The sequence below is a fragment of the Haloarcula pelagica genome, from assembly GCF_030127105.1.
Lineage (GTDB): Archaea > Halobacteriota > Halobacteria > Halobacteriales > Haloarculaceae > Haloarcula > Haloarcula pelagica.
Genome location: NZ_CP126161.1, coordinates 987,053 through 1,011,795, shown reverse-complemented (window position 1 = coordinate 1,011,795; position 24,743 = coordinate 987,053). Strand labels below are relative to the sequence as shown.

29 protein-coding genes are annotated in these 24,743 nt (G+C 67.9%); 14 read left to right on the top strand and 15 right to left on the bottom strand.

Annotated elements, in window-relative coordinates:
- Positions 1-96: 96 nt before the first annotated feature.
- Positions 97-2,253: a hypothetical protein gene (locus P1L40_RS05430; protein WP_284010309.1), complete on the top strand. Its 2,157-nt coding sequence runs from the start codon at positions 97-99 to the stop codon at positions 2,251-2,253.
- 4 nt (positions 2,254-2,257) lie between these two features.
- Here the strand turns inward: P1L40_RS05430 and P1L40_RS05425 are convergent, their stop codons facing one another.
- Entirely contained in the window at positions 2,258-2,383 is a 126-nt protein-coding gene (locus P1L40_RS05425; protein ID WP_284010308.1) for a hypothetical protein, read from the bottom strand.
- A gap of 86 nt (positions 2,384-2,469) precedes the next feature.
- On the opposite strand from P1L40_RS05425, the gene P1L40_RS05420 reads away from it, so the two are divergent.
- Together P1L40_RS05420 and tgtA are read left to right on the top strand one after the other, a co-directional pair.
- On the top strand, positions 2,470-3,015 hold the full coding sequence (locus P1L40_RS05420) for an NUDIX hydrolase (protein ID WP_284010307.1): 546 nt from the start codon (positions 2,470-2,472) through the stop codon (positions 3,013-3,015).
- Positions 3,016-3,069: 54 nt separating this feature from the next.
- Complete coding sequence (gene tgtA / locus P1L40_RS05415) at positions 3,070-4,542, top strand: tRNA guanosine(15) transglycosylase TgtA (protein WP_284010306.1); 1,473 nt, start codon at positions 3,070-3,072, stop codon at positions 4,540-4,542.
- Between the two features lie 15 nt (positions 4,543-4,557).
- On the opposite strand, the gene P1L40_RS05410 is transcribed toward tgtA, so the two are convergent.
- On the bottom strand, positions 4,558-4,929 hold the full coding sequence (locus P1L40_RS05410; protein WP_284010305.1) for a CBS domain-containing protein: 372 nt from the start codon (positions 4,927-4,929) through the stop codon (positions 4,558-4,560).
- Between the two features lie 167 nt (positions 4,930-5,096).
- On the opposite strand from P1L40_RS05410, the gene P1L40_RS05405 reads away from it, so the two are divergent.
- Entirely contained in the window at positions 5,097-5,372 is a 276-nt protein-coding gene (locus tag P1L40_RS05405; protein ID WP_379773153.1) for a hypothetical protein, read from the top strand.
- Positions 5,369-5,809 carry a type II toxin-antitoxin system VapC family toxin gene (locus P1L40_RS05400; protein WP_284010303.1) on the top strand — a complete coding sequence of 147 codons (441 nt, stop codon included), beginning with the start codon at positions 5,369-5,371 and terminating at the stop codon, positions 5,807-5,809. The genes P1L40_RS05405 and P1L40_RS05400 overlap by 4 nt, the downstream gene beginning before the upstream one ends.
- Here P1L40_RS05400 and P1L40_RS05395 read toward each other — a convergent pair.
- The gene (locus P1L40_RS05395) at positions 5,806-6,066 is read right to left on the bottom strand and encodes a hypothetical protein (RefSeq protein WP_284010302.1); all 261 of its coding nucleotides are present in this window, start codon (positions 6,064-6,066) and stop codon (positions 5,806-5,808) included. The two genes, P1L40_RS05400 and P1L40_RS05395, sit on opposite strands and share 4 nt — an antisense overlap.
- A 123-nt stretch (positions 6,067-6,189) precedes the next feature.
- Here P1L40_RS05395 and arcS point away from each other — a divergent pair, with 123 nt between their 5' ends.
- The 5 genes from arcS (at position 6,190) to P1L40_RS05370 (ending at position 10,769) form a co-directional block, all read left to right on the top strand.
- Positions 6,190-7,977: an archaeosine synthase subunit alpha gene (gene arcS / locus P1L40_RS05390; protein WP_284010301.1), complete on the top strand. Its 1,788-nt coding sequence runs from the start codon at positions 6,190-6,192 to the stop codon at positions 7,975-7,977.
- A gap of 48 nt (positions 7,978-8,025) precedes the next feature.
- Positions 8,026-8,409, top strand: coding sequence for a VanZ family protein (locus tag P1L40_RS05385; protein WP_284010300.1), 384 nt, complete (start codon positions 8,026-8,028; stop codon positions 8,407-8,409).
- Positions 8,410-8,447: 38 nt separating this feature from the next.
- The gene (locus P1L40_RS05380; protein ID WP_284010299.1) at positions 8,448-9,524 is read left to right on the top strand and encodes an archaeosine biosynthesis radical SAM protein RaSEA; all 1,077 of its coding nucleotides are present in this window, start codon (positions 8,448-8,450) and stop codon (positions 9,522-9,524) included.
- Positions 9,521-9,775 (top strand): hypothetical protein, encoded by a 255-nt coding sequence (locus tag P1L40_RS05375; protein ID WP_284010298.1) that lies wholly within the window; start codon positions 9,521-9,523, stop codon positions 9,773-9,775. Before P1L40_RS05380 ends, P1L40_RS05375 begins: the two co-directional genes overlap by 4 nt.
- A 424-nt stretch (positions 9,776-10,199) precedes the next feature.
- A complete protein-coding gene (locus tag P1L40_RS05370) occupies positions 10,200-10,769 on the top strand; it encodes a hypothetical protein (protein WP_284010297.1) in 570 nt (189 codons plus the stop codon).
- On the opposite strand, the gene purQ is transcribed toward P1L40_RS05370, so the two are convergent.
- From purQ to P1L40_RS05350, 4 genes are read right to left on the bottom strand one after another with little or no spacing between them, the layout of a single operon-like run.
- On the bottom strand, positions 10,710-11,387 hold the full coding sequence (gene purQ, locus P1L40_RS05365) for a phosphoribosylformylglycinamidine synthase I (RefSeq protein ID WP_284010296.1): 678 nt from the start codon (positions 11,385-11,387) through the stop codon (positions 10,710-10,712). The genes P1L40_RS05370 and purQ overlap by 60 nt on opposite strands.
- 49 nt (positions 11,388-11,436) lie before the next feature.
- The gene (purS, locus tag P1L40_RS05360; RefSeq protein ID WP_284010295.1) at positions 11,437-11,691 is read right to left on the bottom strand and encodes a phosphoribosylformylglycinamidine synthase subunit PurS; all 255 of its coding nucleotides are present in this window, start codon (positions 11,689-11,691) and stop codon (positions 11,437-11,439) included.
- Between the two features lie 38 nt (positions 11,692-11,729).
- Positions 11,730-12,383, bottom strand: coding sequence for a DUF7504 family protein (locus P1L40_RS05355; protein WP_284010294.1), 654 nt, complete (start codon positions 12,381-12,383; stop codon positions 11,730-11,732).
- A 1-nt stretch (position 12,384) separates the two neighbouring features.
- The gene (locus P1L40_RS05350) at positions 12,385-13,266 is read right to left on the bottom strand and encodes a GAF domain-containing protein (protein ID WP_284010293.1); all 882 of its coding nucleotides are present in this window, start codon (positions 13,264-13,266) and stop codon (positions 12,385-12,387) included.
- Positions 13,267-13,377: 111 nt separating this feature from the next.
- Between P1L40_RS05350 and P1L40_RS05345 the strand changes: the two genes are divergently transcribed.
- Positions 13,378-14,364, top strand: coding sequence for a formyltetrahydrofolate deformylase (locus P1L40_RS05345; RefSeq protein WP_284010292.1), 987 nt, complete (start codon positions 13,378-13,380; stop codon positions 14,362-14,364).
- A 54-nt stretch (positions 14,365-14,418) separates the two neighbouring features.
- On the opposite strand, the gene P1L40_RS05340 is transcribed toward P1L40_RS05345, so the two are convergent.
- Positions 14,419-15,183 carry a nucleoside phosphorylase gene (locus P1L40_RS05340; protein ID WP_284010291.1) on the bottom strand — a complete coding sequence of 255 codons (765 nt, stop codon included), beginning with the start codon at positions 15,181-15,183 and terminating at the stop codon, positions 14,419-14,421.
- A 115-nt stretch (positions 15,184-15,298) separates the two neighbouring features.
- Positions 15,299-16,333, bottom strand: a complete 1,035-nt coding sequence (locus tag P1L40_RS05335; protein WP_284010290.1) for a phosphoribosylaminoimidazolesuccinocarboxamide synthase — start codon at positions 16,331-16,333, stop codon at positions 15,299-15,301.
- Between the two features lie 87 nt (positions 16,334-16,420).
- Here P1L40_RS05335 and P1L40_RS05330 point away from each other — a divergent pair, with 87 nt between their 5' ends.
- Both P1L40_RS05330 and cofH read left to right on the top strand, forming a co-directional pair.
- Positions 16,421-17,434 (top strand): sodium:calcium antiporter, encoded by a 1,014-nt coding sequence (locus P1L40_RS05330; protein WP_284010289.1) that lies wholly within the window; start codon positions 16,421-16,423, stop codon positions 17,432-17,434.
- 62 nt (positions 17,435-17,496) lie between these two features.
- Entirely contained in the window at positions 17,497-18,843 is a 1,347-nt protein-coding gene (gene cofH, locus P1L40_RS05325) for a 7,8-didemethyl-8-hydroxy-5-deazariboflavin synthase subunit CofH (RefSeq protein WP_284010288.1), read from the top strand.
- A gap of 44 nt (positions 18,844-18,887) precedes the next feature.
- Here the strand turns inward: cofH and cofG are convergent, their stop codons facing one another.
- The 5 genes from cofG to P1L40_RS05300 all read right to left on the bottom strand — a co-directional run bounded on the left by cofG (position 18,888) and on the right by P1L40_RS05300 (position 23,722).
- Complete coding sequence (cofG, locus tag P1L40_RS05320; protein ID WP_284010287.1) at positions 18,888-20,000, bottom strand: 7,8-didemethyl-8-hydroxy-5-deazariboflavin synthase subunit CofG; 1,113 nt, start codon at positions 19,998-20,000, stop codon at positions 18,888-18,890.
- Positions 20,001-20,033: 33 nt separating this feature from the next.
- Positions 20,034-20,645, bottom strand: coding sequence for a 2-phospho-L-lactate guanylyltransferase (gene cofC / locus P1L40_RS05315; RefSeq protein WP_284010286.1), 612 nt, complete (start codon positions 20,643-20,645; stop codon positions 20,034-20,036).
- A complete protein-coding gene (locus P1L40_RS05310) occupies positions 20,646-21,425 on the bottom strand; it encodes a hypothetical protein (RefSeq protein WP_284010285.1) in 780 nt (259 codons plus the stop codon).
- Positions 21,403-22,584, bottom strand: coding sequence for a tubulin/FtsZ family protein (locus P1L40_RS05305; RefSeq protein ID WP_284010284.1), 1,182 nt, complete (start codon positions 22,582-22,584; stop codon positions 21,403-21,405). Before P1L40_RS05305 ends, P1L40_RS05310 begins: the two co-directional genes overlap by 23 nt.
- Before the next feature lie 235 nt (positions 22,585-22,819).
- A complete protein-coding gene (locus tag P1L40_RS05300) occupies positions 22,820-23,722 on the bottom strand; it encodes a complex I NDUFA9 subunit family protein (protein WP_284010283.1) in 903 nt (300 codons plus the stop codon).
- Between the two features lie 100 nt (positions 23,723-23,822).
- On the opposite strand from P1L40_RS05300, the gene tmk reads away from it, so the two are divergent.
- Entirely contained in the window at positions 23,823-24,416 is a 594-nt protein-coding gene (gene tmk, locus P1L40_RS05295; RefSeq protein WP_284010282.1) for a dTMP kinase, read from the top strand.
- Here tmk and P1L40_RS05290 read toward each other — a convergent pair.
- Complete coding sequence (locus P1L40_RS05290; RefSeq protein WP_284010281.1) at positions 24,413-24,733, bottom strand: DUF7991 family protein; 321 nt, start codon at positions 24,731-24,733, stop codon at positions 24,413-24,415. The two genes, tmk and P1L40_RS05290, sit on opposite strands and share 4 nt — an antisense overlap.
- Positions 24,734-24,743 lie beyond the last annotated feature (10 nt).

Here is a 24,743-nt window from a genome sequence, read left to right as displayed (position 1 = left end):
CCGGGCCGGAAGACATATGCAGCCCTACCGATAGGTGGCCGGTATGTCGATTCGCTCTGCCCCCTGTCGTGACGGCTCTCGTGTGAGGCGGGAACGATGACCCCCGAGCCCGCTGGCTCGATCGACCGCCGGACCCTGCTGCGGACGGTCGCGGGTGTCGGTGGGGCGGCGCTGGCGGGCTGTCCCGGGACCGCACCGGAGCCCGACGGCCCGACGGTCCAGGTGACCGACGGCGACGGGACGGGGACACAGACCGACGAGCCCGACCCGTATCTGGACCTCGTCAGGACGTACGCGCCGACGCTGTACTTCGACACCGACGAGCGGTGGTTCCCGACCGATCCGCGACCGTACACGAGCGAGCGCGACGGCGAGACGGTCGTCGACGGCTTCGACGCGCTCGACGGCTATCACCGCGACTACGAGGCGGACGACCCGCCCGCACCGACCGTCTTCTACAACGTCGTCGCCTACGAGGAGTCGCCGCTCGTAGCGGTCCAGTACTGGTTCTACTCGGCGTTCGACCAGTTCACGACGAACTTCCACTGGCACGACTGGGAGGTGTTACACGTCCTCGTCGACACGGAGAGCGGCGAGCCACAGCTCCACGTCGCGAGTTCACACTCCCGACGGGTGCCGAACAACGAGTTCCTCGACCCGGAGCCCGAGCAAGTCCCCCGCGTCCTCTCGGAGCTGGGTTCACACTCCAGTGCGCTGTCGGTCAACGACGTGCCGGACCAGTTTCAGCGGCTTCCCACCGACGGCAGCTTCGCCGATATCACGAACAGTGCCCTCGAAGGCATCGAAGATGTCGCGTCGGTCCCGATCGCCTACGGACTCCCCCGGGACGAGGGCTCCCGACTGCCGTACGTGATCCCGGAACTCGACGGCGAACCGCTGTACGAGCACGACCGACTCCCGAACGTCGACCGGTCGGCACTGGTCCCGTCGGAACTGACCGTCCGCTCGTTTGCCGATCTCTCGGAGCCACCGTCGGAGCTGCCACGGCGGGAGAACGGACTCGTCTTCGACTACAGCGAGCGGGCGTCGTCGGCCGATATCGACTACGACCTGGTATCGACGACTGAGCTGGAACACATCACCGACTTCACCGGGCCACAGCTCAGCTTCGAGTTCTCGGTCCCACAGGCTGCCGAGGACGCGATCGCCGGCCACATCACGACGACGGGCGCGCCGTGGAACCAGCCGCGCTACGAGAACCCGGCGGCCGACATCACGGAACCGAACCACCGGCAGGCGCTGTCGGAGCGGTACGACGCGATCGGGGCACCCGCGCCCGGGACGGTCGTCTTCGGGACGGTCGCGGAGACCGTGACCTCGCCGGACGCGCCGGAGGGCTCCGGCGTCACGACCGAATCGACCTCGTACGAGGCGGTCGCACTCCTCGAGAGCGACCCCGAGGCAGTTCCGACCTTCGCCGGGACGGCGGTCCTCCGGGACGTGCCTCCGGGAGAGCACCGCCTGACGGTCAACGCCGCCGGGACCGCCCCCCACAGCGAGCCACTCACCGTCAGCGAAGGCGGGGAACCGACCGTGGCCGGCGTCGACGGGGAAATCCCCCTCGTGGCAAACGCCGACGCGACGAAGGTCACCGTCGACCCCTCGCAGGCAGACAGCGAACTGACCGAGCTGGCGATCGCCGACGACTTCGGCGGCCGGCTGTACGACGCGCCGCTGACCGGCCCGGACGCCGTCTACGTCCACAGCGGCGGCGCCTACACCACCGAGGTCCGCGACGCCGACGGCGCCGTCGGTGCCGCCCGCGTGAACCCGGCGGCGGACGCCACCGCGGTCGCTGTCGAGCAACTCACCACCGGGAAGGCGTCGCTGGCCCGGTTCCTGGCGGCGATCGCCGAGGAGACACAGACGGACATCGTCGCGGCGACCGACATCGAGAGCGGCGATATCGACACCGGCGACGTGGTAGACGCCGTCGGCGACGCCGTCTCCGGCGGGGACGTGACGGGCCAGGCAAACGCCGTCCGCGGGCTCACACAGGCGCTCTCGGCGGTCGCCTCGGGGGCGCAGAAAGCGGCGAACAGGGCAGAATCGGGCAACCGATCCGGGGCGGACAAACAGCTCAGGGGCGTCGCGAACGCGCTCGAACAGGTCGGGGAACGGCTGTCGATCGCGCGCTCGGCGCTCCCCGACGCCATCGTCAACGCCGCCGACAGACGGCTCGAAGAAGCGACGCGCCGCGCCGAGCAAGCCCAGCAACAGACGAAGCTCTAGGGGCCTACACGCCGAGCCAGCGGGCCAGCGCGCCCGCGAGAACCACGAGCGCGCCAGTGATGAACGTCCCCGGAAGCGGGAGGACGAACAGACCGATACCGACCAGCATGACCGTCGTCGATATTCTCATGCACCGACAGTTCCGTCGCCACAGGGGTACGTCTTGTGGCACCACCGACCGTCACGGGTTTGCCGGCGGCGTCCCCAGAGCGAGTCATGCCAGACGACCTCGCCTGGGAGACGCTGTCCGCCGAGACCGCCTACGACTGTCCGGGGTTCGACGTGGTCCACGAGGACGTGCGCCTCCCCGACGGCACCGAGACGGACTTCGACTACCTCCGGGAGGGCGACAGCGTCGTCGTGCTCCCCTTTACCGGGGAGGGCGATGTCGTCGTCATCGAGGAGTGGCGCCAGGCGGTCGGCCGCGTCAACTGTGGGCTCCCCGCCGGCAGTCTGGAGGACGACGACGCCGACCCGCGGGCGGCCGTCGACCGTGAACTCCGCGAGGAGACCGGCTACGAGACCGGCGGTGTCGACTTTCTCTACACGGCGGAGCCGGCCAACGGCTACGCCGACTCCGTGTTCCACTACTTCCTGGCGACGGACTGTACGCCGACGGGCCAGCAGGACTTGGACTTCAACGAGTCGATCCGTGTCGACACGACGACTTTCGAGGAGCTGCTCGAACGCGTCCGAACCGGCGATATTCGGGACGGTCGGTCGGCGGTCGGGATCATGTACTACGCGCTGTTCGAGCGGTAGTCGGCGGCGCCCGACAACACAACCCTTAGGCACGCGCCCCGTCCACCGGAGGTAATGAGCAACTTCGAGGTCAGGACCTACGACGCCGCAGGTCGGGTGGGGGAACTGACGGTGCCCAGAGCCGGAGTCACCGTCGAGACCCCGACGCTGATGCCGGTGGTCAACCCCCACGTCCAGACGGTCGCGCCGTCGACGCTCGAATCCGAGTTCGGCGCGGAGATCCTCATCACCAACAGCTACATCCTCCACGGGTCCGACGAACTCCGGGAGCCGGCACTGGAGCAGGGCCTGCACGACCTGCTCGACTTCTCGGGCGCGATCATGACCGACTCCGGTTCCTTCCAACTGGCCGAGTACGGCGAGATCGATGTCACCACCGAGGAGATCCTCGGGTTCCAGCACGAGATTGGGTCGGACATCGGGACGCCGGTCGACATCCCGACGCCGCCGGACGTGTCCCGCGAGCAGGCGACCGAGGAGCAGGAAACGACACAGAAGCGCCTGGAGCGGGCGACCGAAGTCGACACCGGCGAGATGCTCGTCACCGCGCCGGTCCAGGGCGCGACGTACCCCGACCTCCGCGAGCGAGCGGCACAGGATGCCGCCGCGACCGGGCTGGACGTGTTCCCCATCGGCGCGGTCGTCCCGCTGATGAACGAGTACCGCTACGACGACCTGGTCGATGTCGTCGCCGCGTGCAAGCGCGGGCTGGGCGAGCGCGGGCCGGTCCACCTCTTCGGCGCCGGCCACCCGATGATGTTCGCGCTGGCGGCCGCGCTCGGCTGTGACCTGTTCGACTCGGCGGCCTACGCGCTGTACGCCCGCGACGACCGCTACCTGACGGTCCGCGGGACCGAGCAACTGGACGAACTGGACTACTTCCCCTGTCAGTGTCCGGTCTGTACCGCACACGACCCCGAGGCGGTCCGGTCGCTGGCCGACGACGACCGGGAGGAACTGCTTGCCCGGCACAACCTCCACGTCACCTACGGCGAGATCCGGACCGTCCGGCAGGCGATCCGGAGCGGGAACCTCCTCGAACTGGTCGACTCCCGTGCTCGGGGCCACCCGACGATGCTCGACGGCTACCGGACGCTGCTCGACTACGCGGCGCAACTCGAACGGACCGATCGGGTCTCGAAGGACGCGTTCTTCCACACCTCGACCGAGAGCGCCCGCCGGCCCGAAGTCCTGCGTCACCAGCAACGGCTCGACCGGTTCGAACTCGCCGGCGCGGACGTGCTCCTGACCGAGGGGAGTTCCAACAGCGACTACGACGAGACCTGGGGCGTCGTCCCGCCCTTCGGCCCGTATCCGCGGGAACTCTCCGAGACGTATCCGCTGACCGCCGAGGTACCCGACCGGACCGACCGGGCGGCGTACGAGACGGCCGCGGACGGGGTCGCGCGGCTCGTCTCCCTCCACCCCGATACGTCGTTCACGCTCGTCCACGACGACTGGCCGGCGACGGCGCTCGAACGGGTCCCCGACCGGGTCCGGCTTCGGGATCTCCACGCCAGAGCGTAAGTGAGTTCTCCCCGCTCAGTGCATCTCACCGGTGATGTCCGACGAGGAGACCATCCCGATGTAGTCGTCGTCGACCACCGGGAGGTGGTTGATCCCGAAGTTCGTCATCATCGCCGCCGTCTCCGTCAGGGGCAACTCCGGGGGGACCGTCTCGACGGATTCGGTCATCAGGTCCGAGACCAGCAGATCGGCGGTGTCTCGTTCCTGGGCGACGGCGTCGAGGATGTCCGTGCTGGTGATGATCGAGGGCGGTGCGGTCGTGACGAGCAGGGCGCTGATGTCCTTGTCACGCATGACAGCCGCCGCCTCGACGATCTCGGCGTCCGGCGAGATGCGTTCCAGCGGCGTCGTCATGATGTCTTTTACGAGCGTTCGGTCGTCTCCCATGGACCCACCAAACGACGGCCAGGGGTATTGATGTTTGTGCTGGGGAGTCCCTATCCGGTCTAACGCCGTCTGCCAGCGAGCGGTACGCTGGAACCAGTTTTCCCCGAGGATGGCCGGCACCGTGACGAATAGTAACGTTAACCCAGTTGTAGACGAAACTCACAGGTATGGCGACGGCTGTCAAGATGGACGAGGACACCAAATCAAAACTCGAAGAGCTACAAGCCGAGATAAAGCTAAAAACCGGAAAGAAGGTCACACAACAGGATATTCTCGCACGACTTGTCGAGTCAGCGATCGACTCTCGAGCCGAATTCATCGACTCGTTCCGCGAGGGAACCACCTCACTCGATGCCGACGAACTCGAACGATTCAACGGCGGGATGATCTCTTCGGGTGTCGAGACTACCGAGGCGGACATCGACGACATCCTGTACGGATGAGTGTCTTCGTCGACACTGGCGTCTTCTACGCCCACCACGACACGGACGCCAGCCGTCATGCTGTCGGTGTTGCGGCATTGAACGAAGTCCTTCGCCAGGCATCCTACGGCCAGGTACTGACAAGCGAATACGTGTACGACGAGGTGGTGACACTCACCCATCGGCGGACTGGGAACACCGCTGCCGGACAGGCGGTCGGACGGCGTCTCCGAGGGGACGGTTATCCGTCCGCGATCGACCTCCTGTATAGCTCGCCGTCACTCTTCGACGATGCTGTGGCCACACACGAAACGTACGCCGATCACGAACTCAGTTTCACCGATGCGATGACCGTTGCGATGATCGATCACCACGATATCGATGCCGTACTGAGTTTCGACGACGATTTCGACGGTATCGTCGACCGCCTCGATCCGTCGTCCGTTGCCGACCGTTAGTTAGCGCCGTCGCGTGGCTCCAACCGGCTCCCGTCCCGCGGGCAGTAGTCGTACGACTCGACGGTCGCCTGGAACCCACAGTGGGGACACTCCTGGACGACCGTCGGACCGTCGTCGCCGAGTCGTCGGAACAGGAACGGGACGAACGGGACCAACAGGAAGACCAACAGCGTGTCGAAGTACCACCACAGCGCCGCCGTCACCAGGAGACTCAGGGCTACCCCGACGGCGGCCGTCGCGGCTCGGGAGCCGACCATAGCCTGCCTACGCTGGCGACGCCGAAAAGCCCACGCACGACGCGGGCACGCGGACGCCACCGCCCGCATCCGAGCGGGCTCCGAAGAGCAAGATAGTTACTCGCCCGTGGCGGACGGGAGGACATGACCGACTACTTCGAGGTCCACGAGCGCGACGCCGCCGCGCGACTGGGCGAGCTTCGCCTCGCCGAGTCCGTGACGACGCCGGCGCTGGTGGACGACGCCGACGCGGACACGCCGGGCGAGCCCCACCGGATCCTCGCCGACGCCGGGAGTCGCTGGACGAGCGACCCCGATCCGCCCGAGGGCGACGAGTCGACGCTGACCGTCCTCCCCCACCGGGGACTCCCCGCGGGGACCCCCGACGAGGTGAGCGAGGCCTTCGCCGCCGACCCCCAGTCCGTCGACTTTCCCAGCGCCGCCGTCGTCGCGCCCGACACTGCCACCGACCACGGCACCGACGCCTACGTCCTCTCGGGGGCGCCCGGCGTCGTCGGCCACGCCGCCGCGTTCGTCGACGCGGTGACGACCGTCCGCGAGGCGGTCCCGGCCGACACGGCGCTGTATCTGCCCGGCGTCGCCACGCCGCGCAACGTCGCCACGCTGGTGTACGCCGGTGTCGACCTGGTCGACCCCCACCGCGCCGTCATCCGGGGGACCGAGGGGCGCTACCTCACGACAGACGAGGCGTACTTCCTGGAGGACCTGGACGAACTCCCCTGTGCGTGTCCGGCCTGCCAGACGCCCCGTGACGAGTTCGACCGCCAGGACTGCGTGGCCCACAACGTCTACGCGCTGGCCGCGGAACTCCGGCGGGTCCGCCGCCGGATCAGGGACGGCCGGCTTCGGGACTACGTCGAGGGACAGGCCCGCCAGGACAACTGGCTGACGGCGACGGTCCGGCGGCTGGATCAGGGGTACGGCTACGTCGAGGAGCGCACGCCGCTGGTCCGGCGGGCACAACTCGCGGCCGCCACCGAGGACGCCATCCGCCGCGTCGAGATCCAGCGGTTCGCCCAGCGGGTCACCGAGCGATACCGACCCCGGTTCGACGACCGGCCGCTCGTGTTGGTCCCGTGCTCGGCACGCAAGCCCTACAGCGACTCACAGAGTCACAAGCAGTACCACGACGCGATCCAGTGGCGCGCCCACGTCGTCTCGATGACCTCCCCCATCGGCGTCGTCCCCCAGGAACTGGAACTGACCTACCCCGCGCAACACTACGATTCGGTGGTGACGGGCACCTGGAGCGCCAACGAGATCGAGTTCGTCAGTCAGGTCCTCGAACGGTACCTCGAAGACGCCGACTACCCGGAGATCATCGCCCACGTCCCCGGCGAGGGGTACCGCGAGATCTGCGAGCGCGTCGAGGACGCGCTGGACCGGGAGTTTACCTACACCGTCACGGACCACCCCACGACGGCCGACTCGCTCGGGAACCTCGCGGCCGAACTGGAGGGCTGGGGCAAGTACCCCAAGCGCGAACGCGAGCACAACACGATCCGGGCGGTCGCGGACTACCAGTTCGGTGCCGGCGCGGGCGACGAACTGTTCGACGACCTCTCGACGCAGGGGCGGTACCCACAGCTCAGGGCCGACGACGCCGACGGCGAGCAACTGGCGGCGCTGGCCCAGCAGTACGGCACGCTGTCGCTGACGACCGCGGGGGCGCGCCACTGGGTCGACAGCGACGTGCCGACCAAGACCGTCGAGATCGAGCCGTTCGTCCCGCACGGCTCCGTGCTGGCGCCGGGGATCGTCGACGCCAGCGACGACATCCGTGTCGGCGACGACGTGGTCGTCCGGGGCGACGCGGCCTTCGGCGTCGGCCGCGCCGAGATGAGCGGCCCGGAGATGCAGTCCTCGACGAGGGGGATCGCGGTCCAGATGCGCCACACCGACGAGCGCTAACTGGACCGGACCGCGCGACTTATCGGCCGACGGGGCGAACGGGACGCCATGGAACCGTCCCGGCGCCGGCGGCACCTCCCGGCGGCGATCCTGGCCCTGTTGATCCTCGCCGCCTCGCTGGTTCCGGTACCCGAGAGCGCCGGCGACCGGGTCCCGACCCTGTTCGGACTGGCGCTGGACAAGTGGGTCCACGCGGTCGGGTACGCGGCGTTGACGGGCGTGCTCGCGTGGGCCCGGAACCCCCGGACTGCCGGCCCGGCGGTCGCGCTGACCGTCGCGGTCGTCGCCTACGGCGGCGGCATCGAACTCCTCCAGGGGCTGCTCTCCTCCCGCGGGACGAGCGGCGCCGACTTCGTGGCAAACACCACGGGCGCGCTCCTCGCCTGTGTGGCGTGGCTCGTCGTCCGCCGTCACCTCGGCCAGGCCGACTAACGCAGGAGATTTACGCCCCCGTCGGCTACCCCGCCCCAATGAGCAAGCCCAGTCCCGAGGTCTACGAGCAGGGCAAGGGCATGGACGCCCACAACGCCGTGATGCGGGAGGTTCGGTCCCGCAACGACTCCACCTACGACCCCCGCGAGCCGACCCGGGTGTGGATCGACGAGGACAACACTCCCGACGGCGTCTACCAGAGCCTGACGATCATCTTGAACACCGGCGGCTGCCGGTGGGCGCGCGCCGGCGGCTGTACGATGTGTGGCTACGTCGCCGAGAGCGTCGAGGGCGGCAGCGTCGCCCACGAGGACCTGATGGCACAGATCGACCACTGTCTCGACCACGAGGCCGAGGAGGCCGACGAGGAGAGCGGCCTCATCAAGATCTACACCTCGGGGAGCTTCCTCGACGAGCGCGAGGTGCCCGCCGAGACCCGCAAGGCCATCGCCGACACCTTCAGCGACCGGGAGCGGATCGTCGTCGAGTCGCTGCCCGATTTCGTCGAACACGAGCGGGTGAGCGACTTCGTCGACGCCGGCCTGGAGACCGACGTGGCGGTCGGCCTAGAGACCGCGACCGACCGCGTGCGCCACGACTGCGTGAACAAGTACTTCGACTTCGCGGACTTCGAGGACGCCTGCACGGCCGCCCGCGACGCCGGAGCGGGCATCAAAGCCTACCTCCTGATGAAGCCGCCCTTCCTGTCCGAGGGGGAGGCACTGGACGACATGATCTCCTCGGTCCGTCGCTGTGCCGGCGTCGAGGGTTGTCACACCGTCTCGATGAACCCCTGTAACGTCCAGCGGTACACGATGGTCGAGGAGCTGTACCACGACGGCGGCTACCGCCCGCCGTGGCTCTGGTCGGTCGCCGAGGTACTGGAGGCGACCGCGGACGAGGACGTGATCGTCGTCTCCGATCCGGTGGGCCACGGCAGCGACCGCGGCCCGCACAACTGCGGGGAGTGTGACGACCGGGTCCAGCGGGCGATCAAGGACTTCGACCTGCGCCAGGACCCGACCGTCTTCGAGCAGGTCGAGTGTGAGTGCGAAGCGACCTGGGAGGCCGTCCTGGAACGCGAGCGCAGTTACTCGCTGCCGCTGGCGCGGTGACGACCGCGGCGCCACACGAACGCACCGACCGTGATCCAGGCCGCCCCGACCGGAACCAGAAACCCGGCCGTCCGAACCACGAGGCGCCGTACCGACAGCGGGAGGACGGCGTCGAACAGCAGGAGTCCGACGACGGCAACGGGGGCGAGCAGGCACAGCGCGGCCGTGACTCGCGGTGGCGTCGCGAGGCGTCCGAGCACCGCGCCGACGGCCCCCGTCCCGCCAGTGAGGAGCGTAGCCGGCGAGCGTGAGCCACGTTCGGAGGCGGCCGGCGGGGTCCTCGCCGGTGGCCGGCACCGGAACGAGCCTCGCGTCGAGTGCGACCCGAGACAGGCGGCCACCGCGGTCGACGACGACAGCCCCGAGCCCACTCCAGGCTGTCGCCCGCCGTCGCGTCGACCGGGCGTCCATATCGGTCTCTCGCCCCACTCCGGGAAACCGTTCGTGTCGGGACTCGGTCGCCTCGGTCTCGATTCGGGCCCGGAAGCCGATACCGGGACACAGACGGCTCCCTCCGGCCACTTTCACTTTCACTCCGGTAGGATGGCCATTATAAGCGTGGCGTCCATACCTGTCGATAGGGGCCGCCGGAACCTGTCACACGCTCCAGCGACCCCACCCTTTCCCTTTGGAGCACGACACAAGACACATACCCACGGTAGCGGAGCCTCCGGTATGCGCCGCCCACTCGCAGTCGCCCTCCTCGCAGTCGCGCTCGCCACCGCCGGCGCCGCGACCGCCGGCGTCGGCCCGTTCGCGGAACCGCCCGACGTGCGGATCACCGACGAACCGCCCGACGGGGTCCTCTGGCCGTTCCTCAACGACAGCGCGAGGACGGACGAGACGATCCACGTCGGAGCGTCCGCCAGCGGTGGTTCGGAGGCGGTCGGGTTCGTCGTCGAGAACGACGGCCCAGACACGTCAGTCCCGCTTACCGTCGTCCACCGCCCGACGAACGAGACGATCGTCGACCGGACGATATCGATGCCGACCGACACGGCGGCCGTGATCGTGTTCCACCGGCCCGCCGCCTATCGGGTCACCGTCGACACAGCACAGGGGACTGCAGTCTACCCGGTCGAGCGGTCGGCGTTCGACTGCAACGACCGCTCGCTCGGGGTCCGTATCGAGGAGGGCGGCCAGACCGCGTTCACGTCGATCTCGACCTCGATGGCCTGCCCGTCGCTACCGGGCGAACCCTTCGAGGACACCCTGACCGTCGGTCCGGCCCAGGTCTTCGAGTGAGGCCCGCTCTGGGTGGGGCATCATCACGGCGACGTGCTCGGCCTCGCCGACGACACCGGCGACGCTGTGTTTCGAGCCGTTGGGGTTGGCCTCGGGGGTGACTTCCCCGTCCTCGTCGCAGTATTTGAACAGGATGCGGTCTTCGGCCTCCAGTTCGTCGAGTCGGTCGTCGGTGATCTCGTACCGGCCTTCGCCGTGGGCGATCGGGAGTTCGACGACTTCGCCCTCGTCGTAGTGGCTCGTCCAGGGCGTCTCGGCGTTCTCGACGCGGAGGTGGACGTGTTCACACTGGAAGCGAGCGCTCTCGTTCGTGGTGAACACGCCCGGGGTGAGCGACGACTCACAGCCGATCTGGGCGCCGTTACAGACACCCAGGACCGGCGTCCCGTCGGCAGCGGCCGCCCGGACAGCCTCCATGATCGGCGAGCGGGCGGCCATCGCGCCGGCCCGCAGGTAGTCGCCATAGGAGAACCCGCCGGGGAGCATGATCCCGTCGGCGTCGGCGGGCAGGCCGTCCTCGTGCCAGACGAGTTCGGCGTCGAAGCCCAGCGATTCGAGCGCCTGGACGGAGTCGCGGTCGCAGTTCGAACCGCCGAACTGGATGACGGCGACGGTCACAGTGACCACTCCGTGGGGGAACCGGGGATCGGCGTCATCGTGGCGACGGTCATTCCCGCTGGGCGACCTCCACGTCGTAGTCGTGGATGGTCGGGTTCGCCAGCAGCCGTTCGGTCATCTCCTCGGCGCGCTCGCCGGCCTCGTCGGCGCTGTCGGCATCGAGATCCAGTTCGAACACGTCTGCCGAACGCAGGTCCGACAGTTCGAAGCCGAGCCGTTCGAGCGCCTGCTGTGTCGTCTCGGCCTCGGGGTCTAAGACGCCCCGCTTGAGCCGAACGGTGACGGTGGCAGTGTAGGCGGTCATTAGTGGCAAGCGTGCGGTGGGCGGAGAAAACGCTTGCGTTATCCCTCTACGGGCGTCCACTCCGTCGGCTGGCCGGGGAGGCCTCTGACCTTGAGCTCGTGACCGGTGTCGGACTCCCGGAGGTCGATCCGACCGTCGAACGCCTGGGCGATGCTCCCCAGGACGCGCTCGTCGTGTGCCCGGGGGTCGATGACACAGACGCCGAACCCGTCGGCGGTACGGATCCGGCTCGCGACCGTGTTGACGAACCGGTACACCGGGCGAACGTCGTCGCTGTAGACGAGCAGCGGCGTCAGCGTGTAGATCCCGGTCCGGACGGCGTCGAAGCCGCGGGCGTACACCTGTTCGTACTGGCCGGCGTACTCGATCCCGACCCCGGTGAGGTCGGCGGGCGTGCCGACCGACGCGACGAACTCGCCGAGGTCGCCGTCACGATCCTGTGTGCAGTCCACGACCCGGATTCGGCCGTCCGTGGCGTCCTCGGCCGTCCGGTCGAGCCCGGCGAGGACTTCCTGTGCGCTTACGTCGGCCGTGATGACGACGACCCCGTCGTCGGTCCCCGCGGTCAGCATTTCGAGCGCGAACCGGCGTGTCCCACCCAGTATCGGCCCGGCGACGAGGATGCTCGTCCCGGGGCCGACCGGCGACAGCGGGAGGTCACCGAACCCGTACTGCGTGTCGAGTTGGTCCATCTCACATCTCCTCCCCGGATAGTCGCTTCCGGAGCCGTAGTTGCTCCTCGACCTCGTCGGCGAACCGCCGGAGGTCCGCGCGCTCTGTGTGGCTGTACGAGCGCGGCTCCCCGTCGATACAGCAGACCGCTCCCAGCGCGTTCCCGTCCGCGTCGGTGATCCGCGCCCCGGCGTACGACCGGATGTCGAGTTCGTCGAGGCGATCGTTTGCCGCGAACCGCGGGTCCTCGTGGGTGTCCTCGACGACCATCACCTCGTCGGTCAACACCGTGTGGGTACAGACCGTGTCTTCGCGCGACAGCGTCGACCAGTTTGCCCCCTCGCAGGCGACGAACTGCTCCTCGTGGGCGTCGACGAGGCCGACGAAGGCAACGTCGATGTCGAAGTGGCTCACGACGAGTTCGGTCACCCGGTCGAACGCGTCCGCCGCACGGAGTTCGTCGATGTCGTACTCCCTGACTGCGGCGATCCGCGCCCCCTCGTCCTTGGGGACCGGATAGGCTGCCTGTCCCGCCCCCCCGAGCGTCGATCCGACGATATCGACGAGGCGCTCGCGGGCGTTCCGGACGGTCCGGGGGACGTACTCGACGACCTGCTCGGGCCGTCCCCGCGGGAGGTCGGAGGGAGAGGTGTCGGTAAACAGGATACAGACACAGTCCGGGTTCACTCCGCGGACCGCCTCGACAACGTCGAACGCGTCGCCGTCCGGGAACGCGGCCGCGGTCACGACACAGTCGGTCCACTCGTGGACGGCCTGCTCGATATCCGAGACGGTCGTCACCGCGTCGACTTCGTACCCGGCGTCGGCGAGCGCATCGACCGTGACCGACTGCTCGCTCTCGTCAGGGTCGGCACAGATGACCGCCGGCGAAACCTCACTCACACGACCACGCATGCTCTCGATCCACATAGATGTGACGCACTGACCGACGGAAAACGAAGGCTTTTGCACCGCGCCCGTCCAAGGCGGGACAATGAGTGTATCCGTCCGGAGGTGGTGGCCGTGACCCGCGGTTTCACCGAGATCACGGTGGTCGGCGACGACGACACCGGTCTCATCGCCGAGGTGACCAGCCTGCTGTTCGAACGCAGCATCAACATCGAGGACCTCGACCAGGCCGTCCGGGACGGGGTCTTCCGGATGACGATGCACGTCGACACCAACGAGATGGTGACAACCGAAGAGAAACTCCGAGAAGATCTCACCGAACTGGGCGAGGAACTGGGTGTCGACGTACAGGTCCGGTTCCCGGCCGACCGCGAGACACAGTCGATCGCCGTCCTCGTGACCAAGGAGTCTCACTGTCTCGAAGCCCTCTTCGAGTCCTGGGCCAACGGCGACCTGGGGGCCGACATCGAAGTCGTCATCGGGAACCACAGCGACCTCCAGCCCCTCGCCGAGAAGTACGACGTTCCCTTCCACGACATCGGCGACGAGAAGGGGACGCCAGACGAGGGCGAACTGCTGGACCTGCTGGCGGACTACGACGCCGACCTCATCGTCCTGGCCCGCTACATGCGCATCCTCTCGCCCGATGTCGTCTTCCGCTACGAGAGCCGGATCATCAACGTCCACCCGAGCCTGCTCCCCTCCTTCCCCGGCGCGTCGGCGTACATGCAGGCCATCGAGGAGGGCGTCCGCATCGCGGGTGTCACCGCCCACTACGTGACGACCGACCTCGACCAGGGGCCGATCATCACCCAGCGGGCCTTTAACGTGCCCGACGACGCCACCGAGGAGGACCTCCAGAAGATGGGCCAGCCCCTCGAAGCCGAGGCGCTGCTGGAGGCGATCCGCCTGCATCTCAACGACGAGGTCACCGTCCACCGCGGCCGGACGAAGCTCCGCGACGACGATGTCCAGGCCCAGCTTGGCGCACCCGAGGACCTCGACGATCTCAACCCCGACCGCCCTATCGACGGGCTGGGAGACTTCGTCGCCGAGCAGGACGACGAGCCGGAAGCCGAAGCCGACGACTAGCGCGGAGCCTCGAAGAAGGCGACCTGTATTTTCGATGGTGTCGAGAGACGTGGATTACGTTCGGACGTGTTCGCAGAGCGCCGCGACCGTCGGTTCGAACAGATCACGCAGCAGGTCGAGACTCGCGTCGGGTACCTCGCGTTCCGTGGCGGTGACGTAATCTCCGATCGCGAAGACGGCAGCGGCGTCCATCCCGAGCGCTCCGGCGACGGCGAACAGCGTCGCGGCCTCCATCTCGACGGTGAGGACGCCCTCACTGGCGTAGTGTTCGACTTCGGGGACGGTCTCGCGGAAGAACGCCTCTATCGTCCAGGTCGGCCCACGGTGGACGGGGATCGTTGCGTCACCGATGGCTCGCGCGAGTTCGTCGACGAGCGCCGGGGTCGGCTCTGCGGGGGCCTCGGGCGGGAGATAGTGATAGGACGCGCCGTCGTCACGGATCGCGCGGGTGGGGAGGATCGCTTCCTCGGGCGGGACCGACGGATCGAGGCAGCCCGCACCGCCGAGGATACAGACCGTCTCGACTCCGAGTGCGGCTTTCTCGTCTATGAGCCCGGCCGTCACCGCCGAGCCGATGCCGAAGTCACCGGCCACTGCGACCTGGTCGGTCACTCGGTAGATACGGCCGCTCACGCCACCGACATCGGTCAACTCCTCTCCGTCCGTGTACGTCTCGACGACGTGCTCGAAGAAGTGATCCTGGTAGCAGAGCACGAGGGCGGGCGGCAACTCCGGACGCTCTTCGGGCGGTGGAAGCAGATCGCCGGGCCGAAACACCGCCTCAGCGTCGTGCTTTCCGTCGAAGTTCGGGAGTGTCACGGGGCTGGATTTTCGCGAAGCGAATAAAAGCGCATCTCTGCCGTGCCGATGAGTCACGCACCGTTTGCAGTTCGCTGGGAGTTCCGCTCCCGGACGACTGGGGTCGGCTGTCGGTTCAGAGATCCCGGACGGCGTCGACGGCGGCGTCCAGTGACGGAGCGTCGAAGACCGCCCCGTCGACGTAGGCGTTCGTCCCGGCACAGTAGAGGTCCCGCATCGCGTCGATCACCGACCGGTCCAGCGGCTGTGGGGACACCTCACAGAGGGACTTCCAGTCGGCGACGCCCTCCTCGCTCGCGCGCTCTTTGGCCTCGCCGACGGCCGCGACCCACTCCGGTTGGGTCCGCTTGTGGTACTGGCGGACGACCTCCTTCGAGACCTGCTGGCCGTCGTAGGAGAAGCGATTCTCGTCGAAGGTGCCGACCACGTCGGCGATGCGGATCTGGCCATCGTGGTAGAGACACTCGATCTTGCCGTCTTCGTGGACCAGATCGGCCTCCTGGGCCTGGCGCGTGACGATGTGGTTCACCGCCCGGGCCAGCTCTTCCAGCTGGTCGATGTCGGCGACGCCGGCGATCCGGTCGGCCTCCTCGCGGTCGAGATAGCGGTCCTGTTCCTCGTACTTCGTCGAGAACTCGACGATTGGCCGGTCGAGGTCGACTGGCTCGTCGGGCCACGCCTCGGAGTCGAGACCGTGGTCGGCGGGGTCGGTCCGGGAGCGCAGCGACGACCCCACGGGGACGCGGTTGCGGAAGACGATCTCCAGGGGGATCAGGTAGTTCTCGCCGGCGTCGGCGTGGTAGGCGTCGTAGTCGTAGCTCCTGCCTTCGAAGGGGAGGTCGGGAACCTGGGTGAGCGAGATGACCATCTCTTCGGGTGCGGTCCCGGTCGAGAGGGCCTCTCCGAGGTCGAGTGTCCCCTCGTGGCCGGGCAGCCGGACGCCCTCGTAGTGGGTCGGGATGTGGTTCTCCTCTAGCAACTGGAAGTTGAACGCGCCCATCGTACACAGCGTGGCGCCCTTCTCGGGGATCTGGTTGGGCATCTTCCCCCAGTCGAACACCGAGTAGTCGTCGGTGAAGACGAAGGCCCCGCGGCCCAGGTCTGCTGTTGTCGCGGGCTCGTCGATACGGAAGTCCTTGACGCTCGTCATTGGCGGGGGGTTTCGCGGCGGGCACAAAGACGTTTCTCATACTCTCGGTCCGAACGGTTTTGGTGGCCCACGCCGACGCCTCGGATGATGGCCGCGAACCTGCTCGTCGAGGGTGGTATCATCGTCGCTGCGACGCTCGCGATCTGGAAAGGCAGCGACTGGCTGGAGTCGTCGAGCGAACAGCTCTCGACGTACTACGGGCTCCCGCAGGTCGTCCAGGGAGCGATCGTCGTCGCCGTCGGCTCCAGTTTCCCCGAACTGGCGACCGTCGTCGTCGCCGCGATCGGGGGATCGATGCCCCTGGGCGTCGGTGCGATCGTGGGCTCGGCGATCTTCAACATCCTGGTGATCCCGGCCGTCGCGGGGATCGCCACCGAGGACGACATCGAGTCCAACCGCACGCTCGTCTACAAGGAGGCCCAGTTCTACATGCTGGCGGTGTCGGTGTTGCTCATCACCTTCGCGATGGCGGTGATCTACTACCCCGGCGGACCGTCGCTGACGGGCGACGTGACCCGCCCGCTGGCACTGCTGCCGCTTGGCCTGTACGGCCTGTACATCTTCATCCAGTACCAGGACACCGCGGACCACCAGACCACCGACGACGGTGGCGACATCGCCGTCGGCAGGCAGTGGCTCCTCCTGCTCGCGGGGCTTGGCGTCATCCTGGTCGCCGTCGAGAGTCTGGTCCACTCCGTCGGCGTCATCGGCCGTGCGGCTGGTATCCAGGAGTTCCTGCTCGGGGTGACGATCCTGGCGGCGGCGACCTCGCTCCCCGATACCCTCGTGAGCCTCCGGGCGGCCAAGGACGACCGCGGGGTCACCTCGCTGGCGAACGTCCTGGGCTCGAACACGTTCGACCTGCTCGTTGCGATCCCCCTGGGCGTGCTCATCGCCGGGACCTGGACGGTCGATTTCGCCATGGCCGTCCCGATGTTCGCGATCCTGACGGGCGCGACGATCCTGCTGTTCACCGCGCTCCGGACCGACCTGCTGTTGAGCACGGTCGAGTCATACGCGCTGTTGGGCGCGTATCTCGCCTTCGTCGGCTGGGTCGTCGTCGAGTCCCTCGGGCTCGTCACCGGCGTCCTGCCCGCCTAGGATACTGGCCAGAACACCCGGTCCCGCCATGCTTTTGAGTGCTTGCCCCTAGTCGGAGACAGATGTCCGACGCCTTCGACGCCGCCACGACGGGTGACCTGGAGTTCACCCACCAGCCGATCACCGACCAGTCCTTCGAGAACGCGCTGGCGAAGGCACGCGACGGGGACCGGCTGACCGTCGCCGACGGCGTCGAACTCATCACGACCGGGACCGACCGCGACGGGATCGACCCCCGGCGCAAGGAACAGGTGTTAGAGGCCGCCGACCGCCGGCGGGCCGAGGTCGTGGGCGACGAGGTGACCTTCGTCGCCAACCTCAACAACAACGTCACGACGGCCTGCAACACGGGCTGTCTGTTCTGTAACTTCAAGGACCGCTCCGAGCAGTTCCGGACGAGCTACCAGGACGACCACGGCGGGTTCACGAAGACGCCCGCCGAATCCCGCGAGATCGTCGCAGACGCCGTCGAGCGGGGGATCTACGAGGTCTGTTCGGTCTCCGGGCTCCACCCGGCGCTCGTGCTGGACGACGAGCACCGCGACCTGCTGGAGGCGAGCGACCGAGGAGACCTGAACTACCGCTCGCCGGCCGAGTACGAGGTCGACCCCGGCACCTACTGCGAGCAGATTCGGGCCATGAACGTCGGCGGCGTCCACGTCCACTCGATGACGCCCGAGGAGGCCTACCACGCCCGCCGGGGGACCGACTGGTCCTACGAGGAAGTGTTCCGCCGGCTGAAGCGGGCCGGCCTGGACAGCGTCCCCGGCACCGCCGCCGAGATCCTCGTCGACGAGGTCCGCGAGGTCATCTGCCCGGCCAAGATCGACTCCGGGGAGTGGCTCGACGCGATGGAAGCGGCCGCAAGCGTCGGCCTGGACACCACGGCGACGATCATGTACGGCCACGTCGAGAACGCGAAACACCGGCTTCTCCACCTGAAGCGGGTTCGAGAGCTCCAGGACCGGACGGGCGCGATCACGGAGTTCGTCCCCCTCTCGTTCGTTCACGAGGAGACCCCCCTGTACGAGCGGGGGCTGGTCGAGGGTGGCGCGAGCCGGGACGAGGACGAACTGATGATCGCCGTCTCGCGGCTGTTCCTCGACAACGTGATCCACATCCAGTCCTCCTGGGTCAAATATGGCGACGCCCAGGGGCTGAAGATGCTGACCTGTGGCGCCGACGACTTCATGGGGACGATCCTCTCCGAAGAGATCACGAAACGCGCCGGCGGGGGGTACGGCGAGTTCCGGTCGGTCCGCGAGTACGCCGACATGATCTCGGCGATCGGCCGGACGCCGGTCGAGCGCTCGACGGACTACGAACAGCGCCGTGTCGTCGACCCCGACGCCGACGTTGTCGGCCCGGAACTCGGACCAGCGGCCGACGGGACGCCGCTGCTGGAGTGAGCCGCCGCGTCGCCGACGACTTCGGCTCGGCGGTCGCCGAGCGGCTACGCCCGCCGACCGGCCGGGTTCTCGCCGCGTTCCAGCACTGCCCGGAACCGCTCGCCGTGGGCGTCCTCGCGGGCCAGCGCCGTCTCGATCCGTTCGGAGAGCCACTCGTCGGTCGCGTAGCGGTCGTACACGGGCAGTCGTTCGGAGAGGGGGACGCCGGCGTGGTCGGCGACAGCGTCGAGTTCGGCCAGCGCCGGCCACTCGTAGTCGGGGTTGATGTGGTCGACCGTCACGGGCGAGACGCCGCCCAGATCGTCGATCCCGCAGTCGACCAGTTCGCGTGCCGGTGCGAGGTTCGGCGGGACCTGGACCGACACCGAGTCGGGCAGGGCCGCCCGCGCCATCGCGGTGACGCGGCGCATCGTCGCCAGGTCGGGTGAGCCGTCCCGCCAGCGCTCGTTCTCGGCGACCGGCTGGACGATCACCTCCTGGACGTGGCCGTAGCGCTCGTCTAGCTCGCGGATCGCCAGCAGGCTCTGGGCTCGGTCGCGCCAGTCCTCGCCGATGCCGACGAGGATGCCGGTCGTGAACGGGACGCCCAGTTCGCCGGCGGTCCGGATCGTCGCCAGGCGCTGGCCGGGGTTCTTCGCCCGCGGCCCGCCGTGGGCCTGCACGTCCGCGGTCGTCTCCAGCATCACGCCCATCGAGGCGTTCAGGCCCGCGACGGTCGCCATCTGCTCGCGGGTCTGGTCGCCCGGGTTCGCGTGGGGGAGCAGCCCTTCCCCCAGTGCGATCTCGCAGGCCGCTCGCAGATACTCGTGGATCGTCTCGTGGCCCCACTCGGCCAGTTGGTCGTACACCGCGGTGTAGCGGTCGTCCGGGTCGTCGCCGAACGTGAACAGCGCCTCCGTACAGCCGGCGTCGGCGCCCCGCCGGCAGGTCTCGCGGATCTCCTCGGGCGACATGAGGTCGGCCTCGCCGGGCGGGTCGTAGTAGGTGCAGTACGTGCAGGTGTACCGGCAGGCCGTCGTCAGCGGGACGAAGACGTTCCGACAGTACGAGAACTCCGTGGCCGCGTCGACATCTTCGGGCGTTATCGACAGCAGGCGCTCGACAGCCCGCCGATCGAACGCGATGTCGATGTCGTAGGCGTCGGCGCCGGGAATCACGTCCTGGGCTGGGCGCCCCGCGCCCAAAAGGGTTCAGTTTCGGGTGACGCCGACGCGGCCGTCCTCGAAGGCGAGTTCGACGCCGGCGTCGACGAGCCAGTCGGCCGCCCGGCCGTCGCTGTGTAGCAGCACCTCCGCCAAGTCCGCGGGTTCGTCGATGTCGGTCGCCAGTCGTCGGGAGTCCACCTCGACAAGATCGGCCCCGATCTCGCGGGCGATCCGCCGGTGGTCGCGGATCGATGCGCCGTGGTAGTCCACCCGGAAGTCGGGGTGCCGACAGACGAAGGCGTTCGTTCCCCCACCCAGTCCCGGGGCCAGCACCACGTCGGCGTCGGGTGCGAACAGTCGCTCGACGGCGTCGCCACTCAGCAGCGGGAGATCTGCCATCACGACGGCCAGGGCGCCAGCGGCGTCCGCGAGCAGCCCGTTGATAAGCGGGTCCAGCGGACGCTCGTCGACGGTCACCGGCGCCGGACAGTCGACTGCTGCGGTCGCGACGACCTCGGGTGCGTGGCCGGCCGCAGCGAGGGTCTCGACCACGTCACCGAGCATCGCCTCGGTAAAGGCCAGGCGCTCGTCGGCGTCGAGAACGTCTGCGAGGCGGGTCTTCGGGTCCGACCCCGAGACGGGGACGACGACGCGCATCTACAGCTTGCTGTAGTCGTCGCCCTGCTGGGACCACCAGTAGACGCCGCCACCGAGCAGGAGGAGGACGACGACCGCACCGCCGACCAGGAGGAGCGTCTGGGTGGTCTGCTGGCTCTGCTGGGCTTGCTGAGCCTGGGACTGGGCCTCCTCTGCCAGCGAGATCGCGTTCTCGAAGTTCTCGCCCTCGTAGGCGGAAATCGCGCGGTCGATGTCGGCCCGTGCGTCGCTGTTGTCGCCCGGCGCGTTCTCGACGGCCTGCTGGGCGCTCGCGATCGCTTCACGGGCCGCCCGGCTGTCCTCGGTGTAGTGGTGGGCGGTGTCGTTCTGGAACTCCTGGGTGTTGTCCCCGGTCGTCCGGCTGAGCGACGCGACCAGGAACTGCTCTTCGGGCTGGTAGGTGTAGTTCCCGACTTCCGGGACGGTCCCGACCAGTTCGACGCGGACCTGGTCGCCGTTGTTGTCGATCGCCAGGTCCCGCGTGAAGTTCTGGCCGCCGGCGGTCGTCTCGCCGTCCTCGACCGGGTTGCCGGCCCGCAGGACCGTCACCGTCCAGCTGACGTTCTGGAGGCCGGTCTCGCCGGCCAGCGTCCACTCGTCGGGCGCGTCGGTGAACGGGTCGTCGATGGTGTACGTGACCGAGATCTCGTCACCGACCGCCGTCTCGCCGGGCACGCCGTCGGCCGAGACGGTGAAGGCACTGACCGGGCCAGCGATGGCGAGCAGACACACGATTCCAAGCACCGCGGCGATACCCCTAGAACAACGGGTCGAGTTCATCTTCATCGTCTTCCACCAAGTCAGTCAAGTTGTCTTCGCTTTGCTGTCGAATCTCGTCGATATTGTCCTGTGCCTCGATCGCGACCTGCTGGAGTTCCTTGATCCGCGGTACGTTGTGCACGCCCGACAGCAGGATCGACGCCGCGACTTTCGGCGTCTCGGTCGGATAGTCACCGCCCCGGACCTCCATCGATCCGGTCTGCTCTTCGAGCCACTTGCGCCCGCGCTCGATCCCTTTCCGGTTGAGGTGTTCGGGCGGCCCGGCGATCACGAGCAGCGCCCGCTCTGACCCGTCGATCTCACAGGGCAGGGTCAGCCGACCCAGCGCGGCCTTCCGGACCAGCGAGGTGATGCGGTTGGTCGTGTTGGCCGTGTCCAGCCCGTCGTCCATGCCGTCGTCGCCGCCCTTGAACCGCGAGAGCAGGCCGCCGCCGCCGGAGAGCTCCACGTCCTCGGCGGCATACCCCACGGTCGAGACGCCGCCGCCGTCGAGCGTGTTGATGATCTCGGAGGAGTCGACGACGCTCTCGGCGACGTTGTCGCCCGCCTCCACCTCGCCGGCGCCAAAGAGGACGCCGAACCGGCGGACGATCTCGTCGTTGATGTGGTCGTAGCCGCCCTCGACGGACTCGCCGGTCTGGCGCCAGGCGTCGTTGTCGAACACGAGCAGGTTGTCGACCTCGCGGACGAACGTCTGGAACGACCGGGCGGCGTTGAGGGTGTAGATCCCGCCCTCGTCACTGCCCGGCAGGACCCCGAGCCCGTACACCGGTTCCGTGTAGATCCGCTTGAGGTGTTTCGCCAGTACCGGCGACCCGCCCGAGCCGGTCCCGCCGCCCAGCCCCGCGACGATGAGGAACGCGTCGACCTCGTGGACCGGGATGTTGTCGATCGCGCCCTGGATCTCGTCGATGTCCTCCTCGGCGATCTCCGCGCCGAGTTCGTTGTCGGCCCCGACCCCGTGACCCTTCACGCGTGCCTGCCCGATGAGGACCCTGTTGTCCTGGGGAATGCGCTCGAGTCCGAGCAGGTCGGCCTTGGCCGTGTTGACCGCGACCGCCGACCGGACGATGTTCGACCCCGTCTTGTGGTCGTACTCGAGGAATTTATCGACGATCTTGCCGCCGGCCTGCCCGAAGCCGATCATGGCGAGTTTCATTATAGAGTACTCCGCTTAAAAGTGGTATGCAGTATCGCGCGTATAAGTTTTTTCCCCAAATCTCAACTATGAAACCCTTCTTGATGGACACGAAGCACAAGATGCCTCGGTAACGGGTGTTTACGGGCGCAACGCGCGGTTGTGTGATATTCCCTGACGAACTCTCCCCGAAGGCAGCCCGGTCGCGATACGCGTGCCTCCCGTCGCTCGGGCTGTCGGCGGTGGTATTCGGGAGTCAGGTGCCCCGGAGGTAGTCGCCGAGTGTCGTCAGACCACCCGGCTCACGACCCAGTGCTTCGAGGTCGTTCTCCGAGGGGACGTTGTCGAAGTCCAGCGACTCGTACTGGTCTTTCCCCATCTTGAAGCCCAGGTTCCCGAGCACTGTGAGTCCGATCTTGGCCATCGGCATCGGGAGCGGGACGATCGTGATCGACTTGCCTTCGGCGTCGTAGACGGTGTTGGTCACCTCTCGGAGCGTGAGTATCTCGGGACCGCCGATCTCGTAGGTCTGGCCGGCGTGGCCCTCCTCTTCGAGGATGTCGCCGAGGATCGGGGCGAACTCCTCGACCCAGATGGGCTGGAAACGCATCGTGTCCCCGCCCGCGGGAAGCGGGTACAGCGGCAGCCCGGGCGCGAACATCCCCTTGAGTTGCTTGGTGAAGCTGACGAACTCGCCACCGTCGCCGAAGACGATCGAGGGGCGGATGATCGTCCAGTCGAGGTCGGAGTCCTCGACGACGCCCTCCGCTTTCCCCTTCGCGCGGATGTAGTGGGTGTCGCCGTTCGGGTCCGCACCGAGCGCGCTCATCTGCATGTACCGGTCGACGCCGTGTTCCTCGGCGGCTCTGACGCAGTTCTCGGTGCCCCCGAGGTGGACCCGCTCGTGCATCCCGTCGCCGCCGCTTGGCTTGAACAGCGGCGACAGCGCGACGAGGAACACGACCGCGTCCTGTCCCTCGAAAGCGCCCTCGATGCTGTCGTAGTCGGTGACATCGCCCTGCTTGCGGGTCACCCCGTCCGGCAGCGACCCTTCGCGTGGGTTGCGTGCCAGCGCGGTCACGTCGTGTCCCCGACTGTCGAGTTCTCGACACAGGTACTGTCCGATGAAGCCGGTTCCGCCGGCCACGAGTACGTCCATGCACGTGACAACTCTCGGATACGGTATAAGCGTGGCGCGCAACTGGTTTGGGTCGGTCCCGGTCGGCGTCCTTACATACCCCCGACTGTACCATCACGGTATGCTCGTCACGCTGGAAGGCCTCGACGGGACCGGCAAGACGACGGTCTGGGATCGGCTCCGGGCCGACGACGCCGTTCCCGCCGATACCGTGTTCACCCGGGAACCGACCGAGAGCTGGTACGGCGAGGCGGTCCAGCGCTCGATCGACGACCCCGACGCCGACTCGCTGGCCGAACTCTTCCTCTACACTGCCGACCACGCCGCCCACCTCGCCGACACCGTCCGCCCGGCGCTGCGCGAGGGGCGACTCGTCGTCTCCGACCGCTACAGCGACTCCCGATACGCGTACCAGGGCGCGACGCTCGCGGACGCGACGGATCTCCCGGATCCACTCGCGTACGTCCGCGAGGTCCACGCACCCTGGACCCGGCCCCCGGATCTGACGGTGTATCTCGATCTCGACCCGGAGACGGCGGCCCGACGAAGCGGCGCGACGAACAAGTTCGAGACCGCAGACTACCTCGCGGACGTACAGACGAACTACGAGCGCCTGGTCGAGGACGACCCCGAGCGGTTCGTCCGGGTCGACGCTACCCAGTCGCCGGAGACGGTCTACGCGGCCGTCCGCGAAGCGATCCTGGAGCGACGCTAGCTCGTCGACTGGGGCAGTTCGACCTCGTCGGGCGAGGGCATCCAGACGTAGTCGAAGGTCATCCCGACAGCCAGCGGTACGGCGATTGTCACCAACAGCGCCAGCGACCGACTGCCGAGGTTTCCGCCGAGACTGAACACGCCACTGAGCACGAGGACGATCACGAACATGACGACCGGGCAGAGGAGGACCGCGTAGGCGAGACTCCCCCACCTGGTGTCCAGGCGAACCCGGAAGAAGCGTGTCATCAGCGCGGTCACCACGCTGTTTGCCAACACGATGACGAGCAGTCCGATGACATCGACGACGGCGACCATACCACCAGTA

Bases quoted from the DNA above. Each gene is read 5' to 3' on its own strand.
- P1L40_RS05430 (WP_284010309.1), top strand. From the start codon at position 97: ATGACCCCCGAGCCCGCTGGCTCGATCGACCGCCGGACCCTGCTGCGG.
- P1L40_RS05425 (WP_284010308.1), bottom strand. From the start codon at position 2,383: ATGAGAATATCGACGACGGTCATGCTGGTCGGTATCGGTCTGTTCGTC.
- P1L40_RS05420 (WP_284010307.1), top strand. From the start codon at position 2,470: ATGCCAGACGACCTCGCCTGGGAGACGCTGTCCGCCGAGACCGCCTAC.
- tgtA (WP_284010306.1), top strand. From the start codon at position 3,070: ATGAGCAACTTCGAGGTCAGGACCTACGACGCCGCAGGTCGGGTGGGG.
- P1L40_RS05410 (WP_284010305.1), bottom strand. From the start codon at position 4,929: ATGGGAGACGACCGAACGCTCGTAAAAGACATCATGACGACGCCGCTG.
- P1L40_RS05405 (WP_379773153.1), top strand. From the start codon at position 5,097: ATGGCGACGGCTGTCAAGATGGACGAGGACACCAAATCAAAACTCGAA.
- P1L40_RS05400 (WP_284010303.1), top strand. From the start codon at position 5,369: ATGAGTGTCTTCGTCGACACTGGCGTCTTCTACGCCCACCACGACACG.
- P1L40_RS05395 (WP_284010302.1), bottom strand. From the start codon at position 6,066: ATGGTCGGCTCCCGAGCCGCGACGGCCGCCGTCGGGGTAGCCCTGAGT.
- arcS (WP_284010301.1), top strand. From the start codon at position 6,190: ATGACCGACTACTTCGAGGTCCACGAGCGCGACGCCGCCGCGCGACTG.
- P1L40_RS05385 (WP_284010300.1), top strand. From the start codon at position 8,026: ATGGAACCGTCCCGGCGCCGGCGGCACCTCCCGGCGGCGATCCTGGCC.
- P1L40_RS05380 (WP_284010299.1), top strand. From the start codon at position 8,448: ATGAGCAAGCCCAGTCCCGAGGTCTACGAGCAGGGCAAGGGCATGGAC.
- P1L40_RS05370 (WP_284010297.1), top strand. From the start codon at position 10,200: ATGCGCCGCCCACTCGCAGTCGCCCTCCTCGCAGTCGCGCTCGCCACC.
- purS (WP_284010295.1), bottom strand. From the start codon at position 11,691: ATGACCGCCTACACTGCCACCGTCACCGTTCGGCTCAAGCGGGGCGTC.
- P1L40_RS05355 (WP_284010294.1), bottom strand. From the start codon at position 12,383: ATGGACCAACTCGACACGCAGTACGGGTTCGGTGACCTCCCGCTGTCG.
- P1L40_RS05335 (WP_284010290.1), bottom strand. From the start codon at position 16,333: ATGACGAGCGTCAAGGACTTCCGTATCGACGAGCCCGCGACAACAGCA.
- P1L40_RS05330 (WP_284010289.1), top strand. From the start codon at position 16,421: ATGGCCGCGAACCTGCTCGTCGAGGGTGGTATCATCGTCGCTGCGACG.
- cofH (WP_284010288.1), top strand. From the start codon at position 17,497: ATGTCCGACGCCTTCGACGCCGCCACGACGGGTGACCTGGAGTTCACC.
- cofC (WP_284010286.1), bottom strand. From the start codon at position 20,645: ATGCGCGTCGTCGTCCCCGTCTCGGGGTCGGACCCGAAGACCCGCCTC.
- P1L40_RS05310 (WP_284010285.1), bottom strand. From the start codon at position 21,425: ATGAACTCGACCCGTTGTTCTAGGGGTATCGCCGCGGTGCTTGGAATC.
- P1L40_RS05305 (WP_284010284.1), bottom strand. From the start codon at position 22,584: ATGAAACTCGCCATGATCGGCTTCGGGCAGGCCGGCGGCAAGATCGTC.
- P1L40_RS05300 (WP_284010283.1), bottom strand. From the start codon at position 23,722: ATGGACGTACTCGTGGCCGGCGGAACCGGCTTCATCGGACAGTACCTG.
- tmk (WP_284010282.1), top strand. From the start codon at position 23,823: ATGCTCGTCACGCTGGAAGGCCTCGACGGGACCGGCAAGACGACGGTC.
- P1L40_RS05290 (WP_284010281.1), bottom strand. From the start codon at position 24,733: ATGGTCGCCGTCGTCGATGTCATCGGACTGCTCGTCATCGTGTTGGCA.